At 36.6% G+C, this 22336-nt stretch carries 22 protein-coding genes; 7 read left to right on the top strand and 15 right to left on the bottom strand.

All coding sequences use genetic code 11. The features are described 5' to 3' along the window. Nucleotides 1-1338 (top strand): OprD family outer membrane porin, encoded by a 1338-nt coding sequence (locus YQ22_RS01280; RefSeq protein ID WP_071339758.1) that lies wholly within the window; start codon nt 1-3, stop codon nt 1336-1338. A gap of 41 nt (nt 1339-1379) precedes the next feature. On the opposite strand, the gene YQ22_RS01275 is transcribed toward YQ22_RS01280, so the two are convergent. Then, entirely contained in the window at nt 1380-1586 is a 207-nt protein-coding gene (locus YQ22_RS01275) for a YgaP family membrane protein (RefSeq protein ID WP_071342453.1), read from the bottom strand. Nucleotides 1587-1824: 238 nt separating this feature from the next. Between YQ22_RS01275 and YQ22_RS01270 the strand changes: the two genes are divergently transcribed. Beyond that, a complete protein-coding gene (locus tag YQ22_RS01270; protein ID WP_071339757.1) occupies nt 1825-2721 on the top strand; it encodes a sterol desaturase family protein in 897 nt (298 codons plus the stop codon). A 13-nt stretch (nt 2722-2734) separates the two neighbouring features. Here YQ22_RS01270 and YQ22_RS01265 read toward each other — a convergent pair whose 3' ends face one another. The 4 genes from YQ22_RS01265 to YQ22_RS18795 all read right to left on the bottom strand — a co-directional run bounded on the left by YQ22_RS01265 (nt 2735) and on the right by YQ22_RS18795 (nt 6126). Further along, entirely contained in the window at nt 2735-4144 is a 1410-nt protein-coding gene (locus tag YQ22_RS01265; RefSeq protein ID WP_071339756.1) for an MBL fold metallo-hydrolase, read from the bottom strand. 82 nt (nt 4145-4226) lie between these two features. Then, a complete protein-coding gene (locus tag YQ22_RS01260; RefSeq protein WP_071339755.1) occupies nt 4227-5027 on the bottom strand; it encodes a sulfite exporter TauE/SafE family protein in 801 nt (266 codons plus the stop codon). A 69-nt stretch (nt 5028-5096) separates the two neighbouring features. Further along, entirely contained in the window at nt 5097-5729 is a 633-nt protein-coding gene (locus YQ22_RS01255; protein ID WP_071339754.1) for a Crp/Fnr family transcriptional regulator, read from the bottom strand. Nucleotides 5730-5736: 7 nt separating this feature from the next. Next, nucleotides 5737-6126, bottom strand: coding sequence for a DUF983 domain-containing protein (locus tag YQ22_RS18795; RefSeq protein WP_083414160.1), 390 nt, complete (start codon nt 6124-6126; stop codon nt 5737-5739). Between the two features lie 185 nt (nt 6127-6311). On the opposite strand from YQ22_RS18795, the gene hemN reads away from it, so the two are divergent. Beyond that, on the top strand, nt 6312-7673 hold the full coding sequence (gene hemN, locus YQ22_RS01250) for an oxygen-independent coproporphyrinogen III oxidase (RefSeq protein ID WP_071339753.1): 1362 nt from the start codon (nt 6312-6314) through the stop codon (nt 7671-7673). A 37-nt stretch (nt 7674-7710) separates the two neighbouring features. Then, entirely contained in the window at nt 7711-8532 is an 822-nt protein-coding gene (locus YQ22_RS01245; RefSeq protein ID WP_071339752.1) for a universal stress protein, read from the top strand. Between the two features lie 83 nt (nt 8533-8615). Here YQ22_RS01245 and YQ22_RS01240 read toward each other — a convergent pair whose 3' ends face one another. The 10 genes from YQ22_RS01240 to YQ22_RS01195 all read right to left on the bottom strand — a co-directional run bounded on the left by YQ22_RS01240 (nt 8616) and on the right by YQ22_RS01195 (nt 19708). Continuing rightward, nucleotides 8616-10070: a vanadium-dependent haloperoxidase gene (locus YQ22_RS01240; protein ID WP_071339751.1), complete on the bottom strand. Its 1455-nt coding sequence runs from the start codon at nt 10068-10070 to the stop codon at nt 8616-8618. A 65-nt stretch (nt 10071-10135) separates the two neighbouring features. After that, nucleotides 10136-10627 (bottom strand): GTP-binding protein, encoded by a 492-nt coding sequence (locus YQ22_RS01235; RefSeq protein WP_071339750.1) that lies wholly within the window; start codon nt 10625-10627, stop codon nt 10136-10138. Nucleotides 10628-10654: 27 nt separating this feature from the next. Continuing rightward, nucleotides 10655-11359 carry a sulfite exporter TauE/SafE family protein gene (locus YQ22_RS01230; protein ID WP_071339749.1) on the bottom strand — a complete coding sequence of 235 codons (705 nt, stop codon included), beginning with the start codon at nt 11357-11359 and terminating at the stop codon, nt 10655-10657. Nucleotides 11360-11362: 3 nt separating this feature from the next. Further along, nucleotides 11363-11809: a FixH family protein gene (locus YQ22_RS01225; protein WP_058105574.1), complete on the bottom strand. Its 447-nt coding sequence runs from the start codon at nt 11807-11809 to the stop codon at nt 11363-11365. A gap of 108 nt (nt 11810-11917) precedes the next feature. Then, nucleotides 11918-13336 carry a cytochrome c oxidase accessory protein CcoG gene (ccoG, locus tag YQ22_RS01220; RefSeq protein WP_071339748.1) on the bottom strand — a complete coding sequence of 473 codons (1419 nt, stop codon included), beginning with the start codon at nt 13334-13336 and terminating at the stop codon, nt 11918-11920. Nucleotides 13337-13382: 46 nt separating this feature from the next. Beyond that, nucleotides 13383-14339 (bottom strand): cbb3-type cytochrome c oxidase N-terminal domain-containing protein, encoded by a 957-nt coding sequence (locus tag YQ22_RS01215; protein WP_083414159.1) that lies wholly within the window; start codon nt 14337-14339, stop codon nt 13383-13385. Further along, nucleotides 14336-14527 carry a cytochrome c oxidase subunit IV gene (locus YQ22_RS01210; RefSeq protein WP_058105576.1) on the bottom strand — a complete coding sequence of 64 codons (192 nt, stop codon included), beginning with the start codon at nt 14525-14527 and terminating at the stop codon, nt 14336-14338. The genes YQ22_RS01215 and YQ22_RS01210 overlap by 4 nt, the downstream gene beginning before the upstream one ends. A 5-nt stretch (nt 14528-14532) precedes the next feature. After that, nucleotides 14533-16737, bottom strand: coding sequence for a cytochrome-c oxidase, cbb3-type subunit I (gene ccoN, locus YQ22_RS01205; protein ID WP_071339747.1), 2205 nt, complete (start codon nt 16735-16737; stop codon nt 14533-14535). A gap of 105 nt (nt 16738-16842) precedes the next feature. Beyond that, nucleotides 16843-17025, bottom strand: coding sequence for a cbb3-type cytochrome oxidase assembly protein CcoS (gene ccoS / locus YQ22_RS01200; RefSeq protein ID WP_071339746.1), 183 nt, complete (start codon nt 17023-17025; stop codon nt 16843-16845). 289 nt (nt 17026-17314) lie between these two features. Further along, entirely contained in the window at nt 17315-19708 is a 2394-nt protein-coding gene (locus tag YQ22_RS01195) for a heavy metal translocating P-type ATPase (protein ID WP_071339745.1), read from the bottom strand. 118 nt (nt 19709-19826) lie between these two features. Between YQ22_RS01195 and YQ22_RS01190 the strand changes: the two genes are divergently transcribed. From YQ22_RS01190 to rpiA, 3 genes are all read left to right on the top strand, one after another. Beyond that, the gene (locus YQ22_RS01190; protein ID WP_071339744.1) at nt 19827-20516 is read left to right on the top strand and encodes a Crp/Fnr family transcriptional regulator; all 690 of its coding nucleotides are present in this window, start codon (nt 19827-19829) and stop codon (nt 20514-20516) included. An 80-nt stretch (nt 20517-20596) separates the two neighbouring features. Then, nucleotides 20597-21451 (top strand): universal stress protein, encoded by an 855-nt coding sequence (locus YQ22_RS01185; protein ID WP_071339743.1) that lies wholly within the window; start codon nt 20597-20599, stop codon nt 21449-21451. A gap of 170 nt (nt 21452-21621) precedes the next feature. Beyond that, nucleotides 21622-22299 carry a ribose-5-phosphate isomerase RpiA gene (rpiA, locus tag YQ22_RS01180; RefSeq protein ID WP_083414158.1) on the top strand — a complete coding sequence of 226 codons (678 nt, stop codon included), beginning with the start codon at nt 21622-21624 and terminating at the stop codon, nt 22297-22299. The last annotated feature ends 37 nt before the right edge of the window (nt 22300-22336 follow it).

Genomic DNA, 22336 nt, shown 5'->3' with positions numbered 1-22336 from the left:
ATGCGATTAGTATATCTGTTCATTATTTGTTTGCCTATATTTTCTATTGCACAGGATTCTGTAGTGGTAAAGAAAAAAGGAACCCTTTCAGGGCAATGGCGTACATATTATATGATGACATCAAATAAGGGAGAGTTAAAAGACTTTAATGCTTTGGCAACCGGAGGTAAACTAAAGTATCAGTATAATTTATTGGAAAATTTAGAAATAGGTGCGGCATTGTATAATTCTACGAATTTAGGGTTACAAGATTTAACCATACCAGATGTAACAACCGGAAGAATTAGTAGATACGAAGAAGGATTGTTTGATAGGTTGGATTTAGAAAACGATGCAGTTTTTTTATTGGGAGAACTGTATGCGAAATATAAATTAAATAAGCACACCTTTACATTTGGTAGAATGAAGATCAATACACCCTTGATCAACCCCGAAGATGGTAGAATGATACCTACTTTGGTTCAGGGTTTTTGGTATCATTTTAGTGCAGAAAAGGCAAAGTTTCAATTGGGCGTTTTAAATGAAATTGCACCGCGGTCCACCGGAGAGTTTTATGGTATTGGGGAAAGTATTGGTACCTATCCCGTAGGTAGAAATATGTTTGGCAATGCATCGGCATATGCTGATAATACTGAATCGGACTATGTGTTGATGGCAAATGCTGAATTTAAGCTGTCAAAAGAATTTAGTGTAAATGTTTGGAACCAATATGTGGATAACGTCTTTAATGCTGTCTATATAAAACCTAAATTAAAAGTATCTAAAACTATTAGTTTAGAAGGGGAGTGGTTGCATCAAAATAAGGTAGGTGATGGTGGTAATAGAATAGATTCTCTTAGATATTACAATCAAAATTCATCGGACATAGTAGGATTAAAAATTGGGTATAAAAGTAAAGTAGGTTTACTATCATTAGGTTACGATAGAATATTGCCGAACGGTCAATTTTTATCACCTAGAGAGTGGGGTAGGGAAGACTTGTTTAGTTTTCATAAAAGAGAACGTAGTGAAGGCTCTGCAGATAATCATGCCCTAGTGTTCAATTACATCAATTCCTCTAATATAATTGATGAAGAATTAAATCTAAAAACTATTTTAAGCATAGGAAAACATTGGAGGGGTAGCGTAACCGATGCTACTTTGAACAAATATGCATTACCAGATTACACCCATATTAATTTAGATGTTTTCTTTACGATTAAAAAGTTAAAACATTTACGGCCAGAGCTATTGATCACTTCTAAAATTGCAAATGGGAATATTCCGAACAACGCTAACCTATATTTCAATAAGGTAGATATGTTTCATTTAGATATAATTTTGAATTACAATTTTTAACTATTCAACGGTATGGTAGTTAATGGTAAATATAATTAGCCCTACTTTCTCATTTTACAAGTATTTATGCCTAACAATGAATATAGCGGGCAAAAGCTTATAAAAGTAGTTAAGATTAAAACACCGGCCACTGCTGCCATTATATAGCCTAAAGTACCGGTAACGGTATCAGTATAGAACGTAGTCAACAACGCTACTGCGATAAAAAGTCTGATGAAACGGTCTGTGCTTCCCATATTTTTTTTCATAATATTAGTTTTAATGGTTTTTGATGTATTGTTATATGTAATGTTGTCGTAAGTTTTTAGACCTATACCAAAGGCAATGGTCATTCTAAATAGCTACTAGCCAAAGTAGTATTAATTGAGCACCTTTGGTATGATATTCGTCATGTTCAAAATTGACCAAAAACAAGGAATTGTATTGTAACTTTGGTTACAGCACCATTAATATGAATAAGGTATTTTTGCAAAAAGTTAGAGGACAATGGAAGCATATGTAGAGGCCTTTTTAAATGCGATTACCGGAACGTTAAGTTGGACATGGAAATCTATCATTTTCAACGTACCATGGTATCTAAACTATTTTTGGGGATTGATTTTGATTTCCCTTATTGTATGGATATTGGAAATTGTTTTTCCATGGAGAAAAACTCAAGGTGTTTTTAGAAAGGACTTTTGGTTAGATGGCTTTTATATGTTTTTTAACTTCTTTTTGTTTGCCATTGCCATAAGTGGAATTTACAAGATACTAGGGGTTTTCTTTGAAGATATAGGTATTAAAGCCAATAGTTTAGCACTTATAGATATCTCTAATTGGCCTATGTGGGGGCAATTATTACTGTTTTTTATCGTATTGGATTTTGTACAATGGTTTACCCATGTTTTGCTTCATAAATATGCATTTCTATGGAATTTTCACCAAGTGCACCATAGTGTAAAGGAAATGGGCTTTGCGGCTCATTTGCGCTATCATTGGATGGAGAATATATTCTATAAACCTTTAAAGACATTTGGGGTTATGATTCTTGGCGGTTTTGAACCCGAACAAGCTTATATTGTTCATTTTGCCGCTATAGCCATAGGTCATTTTAATCACTCTAATATTAAGATTACTTGGGGACCTTTAAAGTATGTTTTAAACAATCCGGTAATGCATTTATACCACCATGCTTATGATTTACCAAAAGGTACATACGGTGTAAATTTCGGAATTAGTTTAAGTCTTTGGGATTATATATTTAAAACCAATTACATACCCGAAGATAGTGGGAATGTAAGGCTAGGTTATCCGGGAGATGACGATTTGCCCAAGAGCTTTTTTGGGCAACTGGTACACGGTTTTGCACCAAAAAAGAAAAGTCGGACTATTAAGACCGACTAACTTTTTACTCAAATTATAATGTAGTTGGGCAAACAAATTCCGTTACGGGAACACCAGCTTCTTTTATTGCCGCAAATCCACCTTTGACATCAATTAGGTTATGTATACCTCTACTTTTTAAGATAGACGATGCTATCATGCTTCTATAGCCACCTGCACAATGTAGGTAGAACAATTTATTGTCTGGAAACTTAGTTAAATGGTCATTAATGTAATCTAGCGGCGTATTAACAGCATCTATGATGTGTTCAGATAAAAATTCAGATTCTTTTCTTACATCAAAAACTGGGGGTTTCTCTGTCTCAATTGCTTTTTTAAGTCCGTCTGCATTAACCTGACTTACGGTGTCATACTCCATTGATGCATTTTTCCAAGTATCAAAACCTCCATCTAGGTATCCTAAGGTACCATCAAAGCCAACTCTAGATAACCTGGTGACCGCTTCTTTTTCCATACCTATAGGAGCAACTAATAAGATAGGTTGTTCTACATCGGCAATCAGGGCGCCCACCCAAGGTGCAAAACTTCCGTTCAATCCAATGAATATGGATCGTGGAACATGTCCTTTGGCAAAATCATCTTGATGGCGTACATCTAAAACAATGGCACCGGTTTCATTTGCTGCCGCCTCAAAAGCAGCTGGTGATAAAGCTCTTGTACCACGTTCCAAAACTTTTTTAACGTCCTCATAACCTTCTTTGTTCATTTTAACGTTCAATGGAAAATATTGCGGTGGAGGTAACAATCCGTCGATTACCTCATCAATAAACTCTTCTTTGGTCATATCCGCGCGCAAAGCATAGTTCATTTTTTTCTGGTTGCCTAGCGTGTCTACCGTTTCTTTCATCATGTTTTTTCCGCATGCAGAACCGGCACCATGGGCAGGATATACAATTACCTCATCTGCCAGTGGCATTATTTTTTCTCTTAAACTGTCATACAAAAAACCTGCAAGATCACGCTCTGTGATTTCTCCCATTTTCTGTGCTAAATCTGGTCTGCCTACATCACCCAAAAACAAGGTGTCACCACTAAAAATGGCATGGTCTTTACCTTGTTCATCTTTTAGTAAATATGTTGTACTTTCCATTGTATGCCCAGGTGTATGTAGTGCAATAATGGTAACATTACCCAATGTGAATGATTCATTATCCTTGGCTATATAGGCATCAAACGACGGATTGGCCTGTGGACCATATATAATTTTTGCGCCGGTTTCTTTTGCTAACGTTACATGACCACTCACAAAATCTGCATGAAAATGCGTCTCAAAAATATATTTGATCTTGGCATTATCGGAATTTGCTTTTTTAATGTAAGGTTGTACCTCCCGTAACGGGTCAATTATAGCCACTTCACCATTACTTTCAATGTAATAGGCGCCTTGTGCAAGACAGCCTGTATATATTTGTTCTATTTTCATTGTACTATATATTTTGATTAATACCACAAAATTATCTTATGTAATGCAGGTGTACAGTGACATTGGTCACATAAGAAAAATTTTACCTAAAGAATTCCATGTAGAATATAAAAGCGGCCATTACTAATATGAAATAGCCAAAACCTTTCTTTAGTTTGTTACCGTCAATGAAATTGCTGAGATAACTACCTATGAAAATGCCTATCAATGAAAGAAAGGTGAAAAGCGCTAAAAATTGCCAATCGATAAGCATAGTCATTGCATCACCTAATAAGAAACCCAATAAAGATTTTATAGCGATGATGATCAATGAAGTACCTACGGCAACCTTCATTTCAACGTTTGCTAAAATGACCAATGCCGGTATAATTAAGAATCCGCCTCCTGCGCCAATAAGTCCCGTAATACTGCCTACCAATAGACCTTCCAACAAAATTAGAGGGTAGTTATAGGTAACCGTTCCGGTATTCTCAATACATTTTTCTTTTTTTAGCATTGAGTAAGCTGCTGGTATCATTAAAATAGCAAATAGCCCAAACATGGCCATTCTACGTGTAAATTGAAAACTGTCTATTTCAAATAAAATGTTAGGCAATGCCGGTACAACATAATGTCTTACCAAGGTTACACCTATAATGGCCGGAATACCAAAAACGATAGCGGTACGCCAATCTACGTAACCTTTTAAATGTTGTTTATAACCACCTACCAGTGCGCTTGCACCAACTATAAAGAGAGAATACGCAGTTGCAGCTTTTTCATTAATTGAAAAAAGATACGCTAAAACGGGCACGGCAAGAATGGAGCCGCCGCCACCAATAAGACCTAAAGATATACCAATAATTAGGGCGCTGATATACCCTAGAATATGCAATACTTCCATGTAATTTATTTAGTATCACAAAAGTAGAGCGGTGTAGAAACCTGTGCAGTAACAAAGGTTACAGAGGTATTATAAATCTAAAATTTTTAAATAGTTACGGTGTAGTTTTATTTTGCCCATTTCTTCCAATTTTTTTAGAAGTCTAGAAATTACGACCCTTGAACTATGTAGGTCATATGCAATTTCTTGATGGGTACTATGAATAATATCATCTTTTGTTACTCTGGCTTTTTCCTTTAAATAACCAATTAAACGTTCGTCCATTTTTTGGAACGCAATATTATCCAAAGTATTTAAAAGTTCATTTAATCTCTCATGGTAACTATTGAATACAAAATTGCGCCAAGACTTATATTTGGTAGTCCATTCTTCCATTTTTTGAATAGGCACCATGATCAGTTTGGTATCCGTTTCGGCTATGGCCCTAATTTCACTTTTATTATCTCCCATGCAGCAAGCCATGGTCATGGAACAGGTATCACCTTTTTCCAGATAGTATAGCAGTAATTCATCGCCATCTTCATCTTCTCTTAAAATCTTAATAACACCAGAAATTAGTAAAGGCATACCCCTTACAAAGTCGCCGATCTCCATGAGTTTGAAACCTTCCGGCACTTCTTTGAACGTACCTACTTGAACTATTTCATTAATAAGCTCATTTTCGAATGTTTTACCATATGCTGCGGTCAAGTCTTGGATCATGTTCGTGTTAATTGATATTCTTAGCTATTTTCTTATCATAGGTAAAAAATATGTTTGCCCATATGGATTTTGAAACCGCCGCGATCCATGGCATTGTCAGTATTAGGACAACCACAATACTTATGAATAGGCTTACCAATGAAAGTTGTAAATTAAAAATCAAGGACAAAACATATGTTGCAACGGCAACGGCAATACCAACGGCATACGAAACATACATAGATCCGGTATAGAAACTGGGTTCTATGCTGTATTTTAACTTACACTTAGGGCAATAGTCTTTTACCTTGTTGAAATTACTTAATTTATAGGGATTAGCTTCAAAGAATTCCCCTTTATGGCATCTAGGGCATTTTAAAAAGAGGATACTGTACAATTTAGAGCCTTTTAAAAACATAGAAGTACTTTATATATCAAAACTATGATAACTGAATATGCTATACGGTAACATTGGTTACATAGCATGTTTTAAACTGTTTTAATGTTCATGAAAAGTTAGGGGTATTACTTTTCTATTGAACTGATATAAATCATATTTTTTGGTTTTTATGACGTGTATGTTTGTTATTAAATAAGATAAATATGTGCTCGCTTGTTCAAAAGTATAATGTACCAGGACCCAGATATACAAGTTACCCTACCGTACCTTTTTGGGATGTAAATACCTTCTCAGGTAAGAAATGGGAAGAAACGGTGAAAAAAAGTTTTCATGCCAGTAATTCTATGACCGGTATCAGTCTCTATATTCATTTACCGTTTTGCGAAAACATGTGCACGTTCTGCGGATGTCATAAGCGAATTACCAAAAGGCATGATGTAGAATTACCTTATATAAAATCGATCTTAAAAGAATGGAGTTTGTATAGGGCAATGTTCGATGAAAAACCAGTTGTAAAAGAATTGCATTTGGGTGGCGGTACACCTACTTTTTTTAGTCCAGAACATTTAGTGTTTTTAATTGAGGGTATTTTAAGACACGCCGATAAAGCCTCTGATGCCGAATTTAGTTTTGAGGGGCATCCTAACAACACCACTAAAGAACATTTACAGGCATTATATGATGTAGGGTTCAGAAGAGTAAGTTTTGGAGTACAGGATTACAATGAAACCGTTCAAAAAGCAATACACAGAATTCAACCTTTTGATAATGTAAAAAATGTTACTGATTGGGCTAGTGAAATAGGATATACATCAATAAGTCATGATATCATTTTTGGGTTACCGCATCAAAAACTTGAACATGTGATAAATACTATTGAAAAGACCAAGGAGCTTAAACCGGACCGTATTGCTTTTTATAGTTATGCACATGTGCCCTGGTTGGCAGGTAATGGGCAAAGAGGCTATAATGAAGAAGATTTACCGGCTGGTGATGAAAAGCGAAAACAATATGAACTTGGCAAAGAACTCTTGTTAAAATTTGGCTATCACGAAATTGGAATGGACCATTTTGCGCTCGAGACCGATAGTTTACATCAAGCGATGGAGAAGGGAAGTCTACATAGAAATTTTATGGGCTATACAAGTTTTAATACCCATTTAATGGTAGGCTTAGGAGCTTCTAGTATAAGTGATAGCTGGTTTGGTTTTGCACAGAACGTGAAAAATGTAGAGGAATATCAAAATCTGGTGGAAAATGATATTATACCGTTATATAGAGGACATATTTTAACGGATGAAGATCAAATAATTAGAAGGCATATCTTAAATTTAATGTGCCAGTTTAAAACAACTTGGACAGCCTTTAAACTATATCTACCGCAAATGGATGACATTCTAGATCGACTTAAAGAATTGGAAGAAGATGGAATTGTAACCGTTAAGGAAAATAGTTTAACCATAACAGAGAAGGGTAGACCATTTGTGCGAAATGTGTGTATGGCATTTGATTTGCCTTTACAAAAGAAAAAGCCAAATACTCGGTTGTTTTCAATGACCGTTTAAGTATATCACCGTCAGTTTAATTACTAAATACAAAATCATGAAAAAAATAATAGTACTTACAGATTTTTCAGAACCTTCGGAAAACGCCTTAAAAGCTGCTGCGGATCTGGCTAAAAAGCATGATGTGGAACTTTTTGTGGTGCATATGTTAGAACTTAACCAAGCCATATTGACCTCACCGGATGGTATGTATATAGAACAGACCGTCTTTTTAGTAAAACTGGCAGAGAAAAACTTGGAAGAGTTTCTACAAAAACCATATTTAGACGGTATAAAAGTGACACCGGTCATTAAACATTATAAAGTTTACAGTGAGTTGGATGCTATTGCAGAAGAACACAATGCAAACTTAATAGTAATGGGCTCTAATGGTTCTAGTGGATTTGAAGAAATATTCATTGGTTCAAATGCCGAAAAGGTAGTTAGAAATGCTACTGTACCGGTATTGGTCATAAAAGGTGAAGTAAATGGCCTAAGCATTGATAGATTTGTATTTGCCTGCGATTTCAATGACGATAACTTACCGGCTTTTCAAAAAGCCAGAGAGTTTGCAGACATGATCAATGCTAAAATGGAAGTAGTGTTCATAAATACGCCTAATGATGCCTTTATGAGCAATAGGGATGCATATCAAAAAATAAATAAGTTTCTTACGAAAGCGAATGCCGCCGTTCAGGTTGAAATCTACAATGATTATAGTGTAGAGCAAGGAATCTTAAATTATGGTAATACCATTTTAGCAGATGCCATTGCAATGCCTACCCATGGTAGAAAAGGAATTTCACATCTGTTTAATGGCAGTATAGGCGAAGATGTTGTCAACCATGCAAGAATACCCGTGATTACCTTTAAAATATAGCAGCTAACCAAAGCCTATAAACAAAATCAACCCCAAGGAAATTTATCTCCATGGGGTTGTTTATTTATACGATAGATGATGGTTTAGTTACCTAAGTGCTCATTGTAAAATTTCCAAGCTTGCTGTGCAACATCTCTCCCTAATTTTAACCCTGCAACATTATCCGCTTGTATATGATAACCGCCCATAACCCTAGATATGCCCGCCATATTTGCAGCCTCGGTAAATGTAGGAAAGGTAATGGTCACGGGCTTTCCATAATACGCCGTATCTATTTCGGTTAAGTTGCCGGGAATTAGTTCCACTGACTCTCCAAAGTAATCGTTACCGGTAAATAAACGTAACACTTCTGCGCAACCACCGCTAATGGTACTATGACCGGAAGTATAACTTGGAAATGGTGGACAAAGAAAAATATCTGGGGAATAAGGCCTCCATTCCTGTCCGTTCATTTCAATCATTCCTTTACCTGGTCCGCCCCAGGCTTTAATTTTTTTATTTTTATAGTACTCATGTACTAGGGCATAAGGTCTTGCGTAATCATAGAACATTTTTGAATCCCAAGAAGCAATAAAAGCATCCATCGCAGTAATTTCCGTTAAGAAATACAATTTTACATCTTGGTCTAACGTATGATTGTCTCGGCGAGAAACGTCTTGTGCAAATTTAAGCCAGTGTCCTGCCTGTTGCACAGATTGGGGACCGTCTCGCATAAATTCCACCAGAGCTTTGTCCTCATCAGAAAGGTTGGCTTGTAAATCGACCACTTCTTTTACTTCTTCTTTTAATTGCTCTGAACCAACCATTGGTGGTGGTCCCGGTCTAAATTGATCGGCAGATGACATAGTGATAGGTTTAACCTTTTGCCAGTATGGTGTAAGGCATCCTGGGGCATATTGACCACCGTTACCATCGGAGAAATATTTTGGTTGCCAACGGTTGATATCGGTACTTTCATCTGCGGTATTTACTGGGCTATAATGGGTATAGTCAAAATAAGCTTCTCCGTTAGAGCCTTCCACTTGGCCATATTGGTTGCTGCCATCATTTTGTCTTGCATCTATTACAGCTTTGGCAGATAAATTACCAATACCTTCAGGCGTTGTTGGATCTGTAGAGGTATTGTCAGGGTCTAAACCTAATTGAACCATGAATTCCCTGAACATTTTGGTATCGGAATAGTAGTATTCTTTCATAGCACCAAAAGCAGCGTAGCTTATTGCTATTTCTTTGTTTTTAAGGGTCTGTTCGGCTAAAGGTCTTCTATCAATATTGGTCAAATAAACAGGAATGGCATTTTCATCATATCTAGACCAGGCATCGAAGATAGAAGTAAAGATCAAACCCAAGTAGCGAGATGTAATGGTAGGTCTGGGTTTAAATTTCTCTGTGTCCGATGCGGTGGCATCCAAAGCCATTTTCCCCCATTTATAGGCTATATTGTCAACACCCTTTGGTTCTTCAGGTTTTTCTTGTGCGAAATTAATGGTAGCGGATATTACGATAAATGCTACCGATAAGAGTAACTTATAACTCATTCTTGTAGTGTTTGGTTGTTTTTTTGTTGTTTTAAATATAATAATGAGTTTTCAACCATTAAAATTTAAGCTGTAAGAACATTCTGCATATAATCAAATAATTGCTGCATTTGAGGTTGTCCCTTTTTCTTACCGCTTCTACCGGCAAAATATAGCACAAACCATATGAGGACCAACAGCACCATAAGACCTACTTGTATATGATATGTTTTGCCTAATGATGCACTTGAATATGCCCAAATACCTATAATTATAAATAATGTGGCGACAATGAAATGTACGAACATAAAAAATGTCCATAGGGTAGGGTTTGGACCAAAAACACCATGTAGCTTGCAGCTAATTTCATCTATCTCATCAATTTCTATGTGAAGTTGCGGAGACCAAAAATGGTTCTCTTTTTTATTAAACTTTATAAATACATGCTCATCCAATCGTTTCGTTACAAACGGATTCTCCTTTGACCGCTCAAACTTGCTAAGAACAGTTTCTTTATTTTTTGGTATGTGCAATTGAAACCTAGGGCGAAGTACAATCTCGTTCGGTAACGGTTTCATATGAATAGAATTATTTAAAAATTGTCATTAGTTGTGGCATTCTATAGCACTGGATACTAATTGGGTAACCGGGGCAGGGGATACATAAGGAATACCCAGACCAAGACCTCTTAGAATAAAAAGCGCACCAATGATAATGACAAATACAGGAATTGCTTTTTGTACTTTTTGGCGTATACCGCCTTTTAATAAATTACTAAAATAAATGGCAGCTGTCATTAGTGGTAAGGTACCAAAGCCAAAAAGTATCATATACAAGCTACCTTGTAGGGCATCGCCCATTGCAATAGAACCAAAGAGCGCCATATATACGAGTCCGCAGGGTAAAAATCCGTTTAAAAAACCAATGGTCAAAAAAGTATCCGGCGATTTCTTTTTAAGCTCTTTGCCCAATTGATTTTTAACTTTTGATATGACTTTGTAAATAGGTTTAGACAAGTTGTACTTGTTGAAAGTCTGATACGGAATCAAAACAATCAGAATCATTATAATACCAATAGCAATAGCAAGTTTCTGTTGTATACCGAAGATGGAAAGCCCTTTACCTAATAGTCCAAATACAAGACCTATGATTCCGTAAGCCAATAGACGACCAAAATGATAGATAAATATTTGTCCGAATTTTTTATAATTATTTGTTCTATCTACGGGAAGCATAAAGGCAATGGGTCCGCACATACCTACGCAGTGCAAACTTCCCATAAGACCTAGTATAAGGGCAGATAATAACATGGTTTATAAGGTTATACTTTCTTTATGTAAAAATTCTTTACCGGCATACTCCCAGAAAATTTTTATATCCCAACGACCTTCCAACAATTGATTGTCCGGTATGAGCAACTGTGAATTGGATAAACTAATGGGCAAATTAAAATCCAAATTCTTATTGGAAGGTCTATAAAGGGATACGATACCATTGATATTGGTATCATTAAATCCATCGGGAAAAATAACGAGTAAACCCTCTGGAGATTTTTTGAGTCTTATTTGTGACGACGCTGCACGTGCATTAGTCTCCGCATCTATTTCTTTTTGATAGCCAAGCTCTGCTTTATAATATTCTTCTGTCACCAGATCATGGTTGGCATCATGACTTGTGGTCATTTTAACTACAAAAAACATAATAAAACTAATGAAAGCTATAATAGCTATTACAATACCGGTACCCCAATTAATTTTCATGATGCTGTATTTTTATTGGCACCGCCAAAGGGTATAATACCCCGAAGCTTGCCTCTAATTTAAAAGTTTGTATCTTTTGAATACCTCATGAACTAGCCCTGAGGTGTTTTACTTATAACTACGTGGTGCTAAAAAACGAGCCGTAGTGGTCTCAATTAATTTATCGTTACTATATACCCCAATTTTAAGGTTGTTCTTATCGCCGCTTAGCGCAGATGCATTAATTTCTATGAACAAAGTACCTTCAGCAAGGGCTTCTGGTTCAACATCAAAATTCTCATGTCTAACCAGTTTAATTTCTCCTTTGGGAGAGATGAGTTCAAAATGAACATTTTCAACCGCCTTTGTAGTTTTGTTCAACAATTTATAGGTGTAAACATTGCTAATGATGTTTCCTTCCTTATGTTCATATAGCTGTCCGGGTAACCTTAGAATATTTGCTTCAAGGTCATTTCTTAAAAACATCATACCAATAAGAACACCTGTTAAAATCACTAGAACAGCGGTATATCCTTTTAAGCGAGGCGTAAATTTGAACTTTTCCTTTTTGGTAATCTCATCTTCACTGGCATAACGTATTAATCCCTTGGGCAGGTTTACCTTTTCCATGATCGTATCGCACTCATCTATACAAGCAGTACAGTTAACACACTCTAGTTGTGTTCCGTTTCTAATATCTATACCCGTAGGACAAACGTTTACACATTGAAAACAGTCAATACAATCCCCATGGCTCAAAGCTGTTCTATCTTCATTTTTACGCCATTTTTTTCTACCGTTTTCAGCTTCACCACGTTTATGGTCATAGGCAACGACAATAGATTTATTATCTAATAAAACTCCTTGCATACGACCGTATGGGCAGGCAATGATACAGACCTGTTCCCTAAACCATGCGAATACAAAATAGAATACCGCGGTGAAAATCAATAATGATACCATGGTACTAATATGCTGTGCAGGTCCGTCGGTAATGTATTGTATCAAGCGATCACTACCTATTAGGTAAGCAAGAAATATATTGGCTATAATGAATGATATGATAAAAAAGATGAACCATTTTAAGGCACGTTTTCTGATTTTTTCTGTATTCCATTCTTGCCTGTCCAACCGCATTTGAGCACCACGATCACCATCTATCCAATATTCAATTCTACGGAACACCATTTCCATGAATATGGTCTGTGGACACATCCATCCGCAGAAAATACGTCCAAAAGCCACGGTAAATAGAGCTATGAAAACTACACCAATAATCATGGAGATGACAAAAAGGTGAAAGTCTTGCGGATAAAATGGAAATCCAAAGATATTGAATCGTCTTTCCAGCACATTGAACATTAAAAATTGGTTGCCGTTTATTTTGATAAAAGGAGACGCGATCAAAAAGGCAAGTAATACGTAGCTTACATACTTTCTATATGTATACAGTTTGCCACTGGGTTTTTTTGGAAATACCCAAGCCCGTTTTCCATCTTCCTTTATGGTTCCGATAGAATCCCTGAAATGATCTTGATCTTGTGACATTTTATCTTTTTAACAGCATGTACAAGGCATTGCCTTGCACTAAAATTTAGTTCATAGTAACCGCAGCCGAGTCGATTGCAACTTCTGGTGCAACAACTTCTTCTGTACTATTTTCAATGGGGGCGTTAGGGTCTTCCCAAATATCACCTTCAGGTGCCTTGGGGTTTGCAGGTGTGGTACCTTGAAAACTTAATACATAACTAGCTACTTGCGCAATTTCAGCAGGTTTCAGGTTTTGTTTCCAAGCGATCATACCCTTACCATCACGACCACCTTCAGATATGGTGTTGAACACATTTTTAATGCCACCGCCAAGAATCCAATGGTTGTCGGTTAAATTTGGACCAATACCACCGCCACCATCAGCCATATGACACGCAACACAGTTACTTTCAAAGATGCCTTTACCTGCATTTAGGTCTGCCGCATCGGTCAATAGTTCAACAGTACTGGCATCAACAAGATCTTTAGCGGTTTTTTTGTACGCTTCAATTTCTAACTCGGCGGCAGCCACTTCTTGTTCGTATTCAAGATCTTGGTCATAATCGTTAAATACATGAAAGCGAGCTAAGTAAACTACCCCAAAAACAATAGAGGCGTAGAAAAGATATACCCACCAAGGGGGTAAATTGTTATCTAGTTCACGTATACCATCATAGTTATGGTCAAGAATAATTTCCTCTTCTGACTCTATTGGCTTGCTGCCCAACATTTTGGCATACATTTTTTTACCCCAGGTCCATTCCCACTTTTTTTCCTTCTCTGCCAAGTATCTTACTTTAGCTTCATCATCTAAAGTATTATAAAGCACATTTTCAATAGCTTGAACAATGAAGGCAATCGCAATTAATAGCAATAAGATAAGTGTCATAAAACCGAACATTAAAGTAGGGTAGGCTATAAAAGCCGGCTTATCGCCACTATCAATATAAATTTCCATAAGTACGATGACCAAGAAGAAGGCCACGGTTATTCTCAACCACCAAGCTGTAGTATTTTTCATATTTCGTTATTTAGTTGGTTATCTTCTTCTAAAGGCAATTCGCTAACTTCTTTTATGTATGATTTTGATGCGGTTATGACCCACCAAAATAACAATGTGAAGAACACAAAGAAGATTAGTAATGATATCATGGGGTAGGTAGCTACACCATCAATAGTTTCCATGTAACCTTTTACAAATTTGAACATGACTTTTAGTTTTTGTTATCAGATAATAGTTCTCCAGTTTCCTTCACTTTTATATCCGTACCCAAACGTTGTAGGTAAGCAATTAGGGAAACAATTTCACGATCTCTCATTTCTATAAAATCCTCTCCATTTTCTGCAGCATATTTTTTATCGGCTTCATAAGTCTTTGCAAAATCAGGATCGCTGTACAGGTTTTTTTCAATTTGTGTTGCTTGCGCATCCATTGAAGCTTCTGCACTTGCAATGTCTTCTTCTGTATAAGGAACACCTAAACTGACCATAGCTTCCATTTTTGCTTGTATATCGCTTCTATCATGCTCATTTCTAACCAGCCAAGCATATGCGGGCATTATAGAACCAGATGAGGTGCTTTGTGGATCGTACATATGGTTTAGGTGCCAGTTGTCCGAGTATTTTCCACCAACCCTTAATAGATCCGGTCCTGTACGTTTACTACCCCAAAGGAACGGGTGGTCATAAACAAACTCCCCAGCTTTGGCATACTCCCCATAGCGTTCCACTTCACTTCTAAATGGGCGTACCATTTGAGAGTGACAGCTAACACAGCCTTCACGAATGTATAGGTCACGACCTTCTAATTCTAAAGGTGTATATGGTTTTACACTTGTAATGGTAGGTATGTTGGACTTTACTAAAATGGTAGGTACAATTTGAATAATACCACCAATTAATATGGCAATAGTAGCCAGAATGGTCAATTGAATTGGCTTACGCTCTAACCAAGTATGGAAGGTTTCGCCAGCGGTTCTTCTTTTAGATACACGTGTAAGTGCAGCAGCTTCAGCTAGTTCATCTTCAATAACGCTACCAGCTTTAATAGTGCGTACTACGTTGAATATCATTACAATTGCTCCAACAATATAAAGGCTACCACCAATGGCACGCATCCAGTACATAGGCATAATTTCATTTACCGTTTCTAGGAAGTTACCGTAGACCAAAGTTCCGTCAGGATTAAAATCTTTCCACATTAGGGCCTGTGTAAATCCGGCAACGTACATTGGTAAGGCATACAGTATAATACCAAGTGTACCGATCCAGAAGTGGAAGTTGGCCAATGGGGTAGAGAATAATTTCTTCTTGGTCATTTTTGGTACTAACCAATAGATCATACCAAAGGTTAAGAAACCGTTCCATGCCAATGCACCTACATGCACGTGGGCAATAATCCAATCACTGAAGTGGGCAATGGCATTTACGTTTTTAAGTGAAAGCATGGGACCTTCAAAAGTTGCCATACCATAACCGGTGATAGCGACCACCATAAATTTTAGAACAGGATCAGTACGAACCTTGTCCCATGCTCCACGTAAGGTCAATAGTCCGTTGATCATACCGCCCCAGGATGGAGCCAATAACATGATGGAAAAGGCAACCCCTAAGTTCTGAGCCCAGTCTGGCAAAGCAGAATATAATAGGTGGTGCGGACCTGCCCATATATAGATAAAAATTAGCGACCAGAAGTGAACAATAGACAGTCTATAGGAGTAGACAGGTCTGTTTGCCGCTTTAGGTACAAAATAATACATAAGCCCCAAAAAGGGTGTAGTTAAAAAGAAAGCAACCGCATTATGCCCATACCACCATTGTACCAATGCATCTTGCACACCTGCGTAAACAGAATAACTTTTTAATGCCGTAACCGGTAGTTCTAAGCTATTGAAAATATGGAGTACCGCAACGGTAACAAACGTAGCCAAATAGAACCAAATGGCCACATAAAGGTGACGTTGTCTTCTTTTGATCATGGTACCTATGAGGTTAACACCAAAAGCGACCCAAACAACGGCAATGGCTATATCTATTGGCCATTCTAGCTCAGCGTATTCTTTAGAACTGGTATACCCTAAGGGTAAGGTAATGGCGGCGGCAACAATAATCAACTGCCAGCCCCAAAAGTTGAATTTGCTCAAAAAATCGCTATACATACGAGCTTTCAACAAACGTTGGGTAGAGTAATAGACACCCGCATAAATAGCATTACCTACAAATGCAAAAATAACGGCATTGGTATGTAAAGGCCTTAGACGACCAAAGCTTAACCATGATATGCCGTCGGTTAAATTAGGGAACATGAACATAAAGGCTAACAATAAGCCTACGGACATACCCACAATACCCCAAAACATGGTTGCATAAAGGAAATTTTTCACGATTTTGTTATCGTAATAAAACTGCTGTACTTCCATAATTATACTTGTTTATTTAGTTGGATTTTATTTTTATTATTTGGAGAACAGAGAGAAAAGAATTTAGAGAATAGACTCTTATTTATTTTCATATGTTCCACCCGTTCATTTACTCCACTCTTCACTCTTCACTTTCTTTGGCTTTACCAATTCATCCTCAAAAAGCATTCTTACAGAAGGTGTGTAAGCATCGTCATATTGTCCTTTTTTGACCGATACGATAAAGGCGGCAAAAAAGATAATTGCGACCACTAGGCTAATTGCCAATAAAACATAGATTACACTCATACCAATCTTAATTATTCGGTAAATTTAGGGGGGGAGGCTACCTTAGAAAATGACAATTGTCATACTTTGATTTTTTTCTTAAAAAATATAAAAGAGGAGAAGGTTTTATGGTTGATTTTTGCTATTTAAAGTATTGGTAAATAGTATTTTACGTTTGTTTTGTTGAAGTTTGAAATAGTGGGTGTTATCATTAAAAGAATAAAGGAATGTAGTATGGCAAACCTGTTCATGAGGTTTGTCTGTACATACCTTGAAATTATTTAAGTACACGTATTTTTTTGGATTCAGATTAAGACAATTTTCTACCAATAAAATTTGTCATGACCGTAGTAAATGCGACAATGCTAATAGAACTTAATGGCATAAGAATAGCGGCAATTACTGGTTCTAACTGTCCGGTTACCGCAAAATATAAGCCTACGCAATTATAGAGCAGCGATAGCATAAAACTCATTTTAATAATACGGATCGCTTTTTTAGATGCAAGTATATAACTGTACAATTGTTGAAATTTAGAAGCGTCTAAGATGGCATCACACGCAGGAGAGAAGACGTTGATGTTTTCAGATATGGCAATGCCTACATTACTTTGTGCCAATGCGCCGGCATCATTTAACCCATCACCAACCATAAGCACCTTTTTGCCTTGATCTTGTAATGTTTTAATAAATGCTAATTTATGCTCTGGTTTTTGATTGAAGAATAAGGGGGTAAGTTTGGGTAACAAAGCTTCCAATCTAGTTTTTTCTCCCTCATTGTCCCCAGATAAAATTGCCAGGTTCAAGGTCTGCGACATATTCTTGAAAGTGGTAGATAACCCTTCACGATATTGATTTTGAAAAACATACCTGCCCTTGTAATTGTTATTGGCACTAATATACATAGAGGTGTCAAGCATATTTTCAGGGATTGCTTTGCCAACAAAATTTGCCGATCCAATTTTCATTTTTATGTTTCCCTTACTGCTTTCAAGTCCTTTGCCAATATGCTCTTCATACTCATCTAAGGTAATGATATTCTGTTCTTTAAGCAGATCATATAAAGATCTGCTTAAAGGGTGGTTAGATGCCCTTATGGTATTCTTTAAAAGGGATTCTTCTTCTGCGGTCAAAGGCATGCCTTCATAATAAGCAGTGCTTTTTTGACTTGTGGTAATGGTACCTGTTTTATCAAAAATGGCAGTATCTATTTTGGCTAGTTGCTCAATGGTCTGGGTATTTTTAATGTAGAATTTTTTCTTGCCAAAAATGCGTAGCATGTTTCCAAGGGTAAAAGGAGAAGCTAAAGCAATGGCGCATGGGCAAGCAATGATCAATACCGCCGTAAATACGTTCATGGCCTTAGAAGGTTCATGGAATAACCAAAAGGTGGTAGATACAAAAGCAATAGTAAGTACAGCAATGGTAAAACGCTTACCAATACTATCGGTCAGGTTCTGAAAAGTGGTGGTTTTATCTGTCTTAAAAACGGCATTGCTCCATAATTGTGTAAGGTAACTTTGCGAAACGGATTTTAAGGCTACCATTTCAATAACACCATTTAACTGTTTTCCACCGGCAAATAATTGTTCGCCAATTTCTTTTTTTACAGGTTCAGATTCCCCAGATACAAAACTATAATCAATTTGTGCACTGCCGTATACTAAGGTGCCGTCTACAGGAATCATTTCTTCGTTTCTGATCAATATGCGATCCCCTTTTTCAATATTTTGAACAGGCACGGTCTCCTCTGTTCCGTCTGTGTTCAAACGGGTGATGGCAATAGGAAAATAGGATTTATAATCTCGCTCAAAAGATAGAAAACTGTAGGTTCTTTGTTGAAAGAATTTGCCGAGTAAAAGAAAGAAAACCAACCCTGTAAGTGAGTCAAAAAATCCGCTACCGAGGTCAAAAGCAATATCAAAAGTACTTCTGAGAAAAAGCATTAGAATGCCTAAAGCAATGGGTACATCAATATTTAAGAGTTTGGCACGTAGCCCTTTAAAAGCCGATACAAAATAGTCCCATCCGGCATAAAAGACTACAGGTAATGAAAAAACGAACATCATCCACCGAAAAAGACCTTGATACTGGTTAAGCCAAAATTCACCACCGGAAGCCGCACTGGAACCTAGGTCAAAATATTCCGGGAAAGATAAAAACATAACATTGCCAAAAGCAAAGCCTGCAACACCAAGTTTGTATATGAGGCTTCTATCGGTCGCTTTCTTTTTTCCTTCAAAATCCTCTAAGGATATATAAGGCTCATATCCAATTTTTGCCAATAGTAAAACTAGGGACTTTAATCCAAACTTTTTTTCATAGGTAACCCTAATGGTTTTCTTTGGGAAATCTACTTGAGAGTTCGTTACATTCTTGTTCAGTTTGTTAAGGTTTTCCAAAATCCAGATACATGAACTACAGTGTATTGTGGGTATATAAAGATTAACGATCTGTATGTTGCCATCATTAAATTCTAGTAGTTTGGTAATGATATCTTCATTATCCAAAAAATCATATTTGCCTTCTATGGCTTTTGGTGTAGAACCGGCCGCTTCTTGCAATTCGTAATAATGGGAGAGGTCGTTAGATGAAAAAATTTCATATACGGTCTTGCAACCGGTACAACAAAAAGACTTTTCTTCAAAAGTGATCAGTTGCCTATCACAAGGATCTCCGCAATGATAACATGTATCAACCTTCATAATCATTTACCAATTAAGTACACAAAGATGAAAACCAATCACTTTTTAAAACATGATAATTGTCAGTTCTTAGCATAATTGGCTTGTTTAATTTTGTGCTATATTAAATTGTATAGCCATGGAAAGTAGATGTGAGAACTGTATTATAAGACAATTTAATTCGCTACGAGCATTGAGTAAAGAAGAGCTAAAAAAGGTCTCCAATGCCAAAATTTCCAAAAAGATAAAAAAGGGAGATACATTGTTTTCAGAAGGGCAAAAGTTAGATGGCGTTTACTGCGTACGTAACGGTGTTTCTAAGTTGTCCAAGCTTAGTAGCAATGGAAAAGAGCAAATAGTAAAATTGACCAATAGGGGCGAAATAATGGGACAACGTTCTGTAATTGCAGAGGATTATACCAATTTGAGCGCTACGGCGATCAATGATATGGAGGTATGTTTTATTCCCAAAGAAATAATTACGACAACTTTAAATACCAATCCATATTTTTCTTTAGAAGTGTTACGGCATATGGCGCACGATTTAAAAGAGGCAGATGATGTCATTGTAAATATGTCTCAGAAGACCGTAAAACAGCGCCTTGCAGAGGCATTGTTGTATTTGAGACAGAACTATGGCGAAGACGAAAACGGTTTTCTGTTACTCACGTTAAGTAGAGATGATTATGCCAACATTGTAGGTGCCGCAACGGAATCTTTGATTAGAATGCTATCCGATTTTAAAAAGAAAGGGCTTATTAAAACCGAAGGTAAAAAAATAGGTATCGTAAATGATTGTGCCTTAAAAGAACTCATAGACGGATTTTAAAATTTCTATGATCTGATAAATGTCATAGTTTCTAGGGACCATGACATCTACATTTATCTTCATATTGATACGTTCTACTCATGAAAAACATTCTAATACCTACAGATTTTTCTTTGGCCGCATCGAATGCTACCGAGTTTGCACTACGTCTTTTTGCCGATACTACATGTACGTTCTATTTTTTAAATGCGTATACCCCAGAAATTTACAGTAATAGATTAATGGCGGGTAATGCTGTTGTAGAAGCCAAAGCTTGTACTGCACAGAAAGCATCGGAAAAGGGACTTTCAATGTTGCTGTCACGTGTTAAAAAGCAACATGGTAATCACCGTCATACCTATGTAAAAATCCCAACATTTTCATTATTGATTGAAGAAGTGAAAGAGGCTATAGAAAAGTATGCTCTAGATTTTATAGTAATGGGCGCAACAGGAGAAGAAGAGGACCCTTCTTGTTTAATGGGTAGAAATGCGGTAAGGATTTTGGATAATGTACAAAATTGCCCTGTTTTAGTAATACCAAAAAAGTTTACGTTTAGGGACCTAGCCAATATTGCCTTGTTGTCAGATGCAAATTATTTTTATAAGGGAAACGAATTGAATTCATTGTTACAAGTATGTAGCGGTTTTAATAGCAGAGTTCATATTCTTAATTTTCAGAAATCTAATGATCATTTGAATACCCTTAAAAAATTGAATTTGTACACCATAGATAAAATACTACATAATGTATCACATGAATTTTACAACATATCGGTTAAGGATGCTTTATCTTTTACTTTAAGTACTTTCATTGATCAAAATAATTGTCAATTGGTTGTGGTATTCAGTAGTAATCATGAGTTTATGAAAAACCTGAGGCTTAATTATATCATTGATAAGGCACATTTTTGTAAAGACGTGCCTATACTGTCTTTAAAATCAATTGAAAATTAATAACTGTTTTCAAATAATGAAAATGGAAAATCTACCGTAATGTTTTTGCAATTGGTGTAGGGTGAATTCAAAAGCACTAAAGTTTTTTTTAGAACAAATGAACAATCACGGGAACATCGATCAATTATAAATATCTTTAGCGAAAATAACGAACCTAAATTCCATTATAAGTGAGCGTGGTAAACGAGAAAAAAGTAGCAGCATTAGAGGCGGTAAAATTTATTGAATCAGGAATGAATGTAGGTCTAGGTACCGGATCTACGGCATTTTTTATGATTGAAGCCATTGGCGAAATGGTGCAGAACGGATTACACATCAAAGCCGTTGCAACATCTAACGAGACTGAAAAATTAGCAAGAAAACTAGGTATTGATGTCATTACCTTGGCAGAGGCAAAGCGGTTGAATGTTACCATTGATGGTGCGGATGAGGTAGATCAAGATTTTCAGTTGATCAAAGGCGGTGGAGGTGCATTGCTGCGCGAAAAAATTGTGGCACATAATTCCGATCTTAATATTGTTATTGCCGATTCTTCTAAAAGTGTAAAAAAACTAGGTAAGTTCAAATTGCCTATAGAAACCATTCCCTTTGCAACACAGCTTATCATAAAGGAACTTGAAGGCATGAAACTTAGTCCCGTTCAACGTTTAAAAGATGGTGAGCATTATAGAACGGACGAAAACAACGACATTATAGACATAGATATTTGGGATGCCGATGTTAAACTGACGACCTTAGAACAGCAATTAAAGACCATACCCGGTATAGTAGAAACAGGATTGTTCTTGACCACTACCAATATTGTTATCATTGGGGAAGGGGATCAAGCAATTGTCAAAAAGAGTTAACTGCATTTTAGGGGTACAGAAAACGCTAAAATTGTTA

The organism is Maribacter sp. 1_2014MBL_MicDiv, from assembly GCF_001865655.1.
Lineage (GTDB): Bacteria > Bacteroidota > Bacteroidia > Flavobacteriales > Flavobacteriaceae > Maribacter > Maribacter dokdonensis.
The sequence above is the reverse complement of the archived record's forward strand: the minus strand, read 5'-3'. Positions and strand labels throughout refer to the sequence as shown.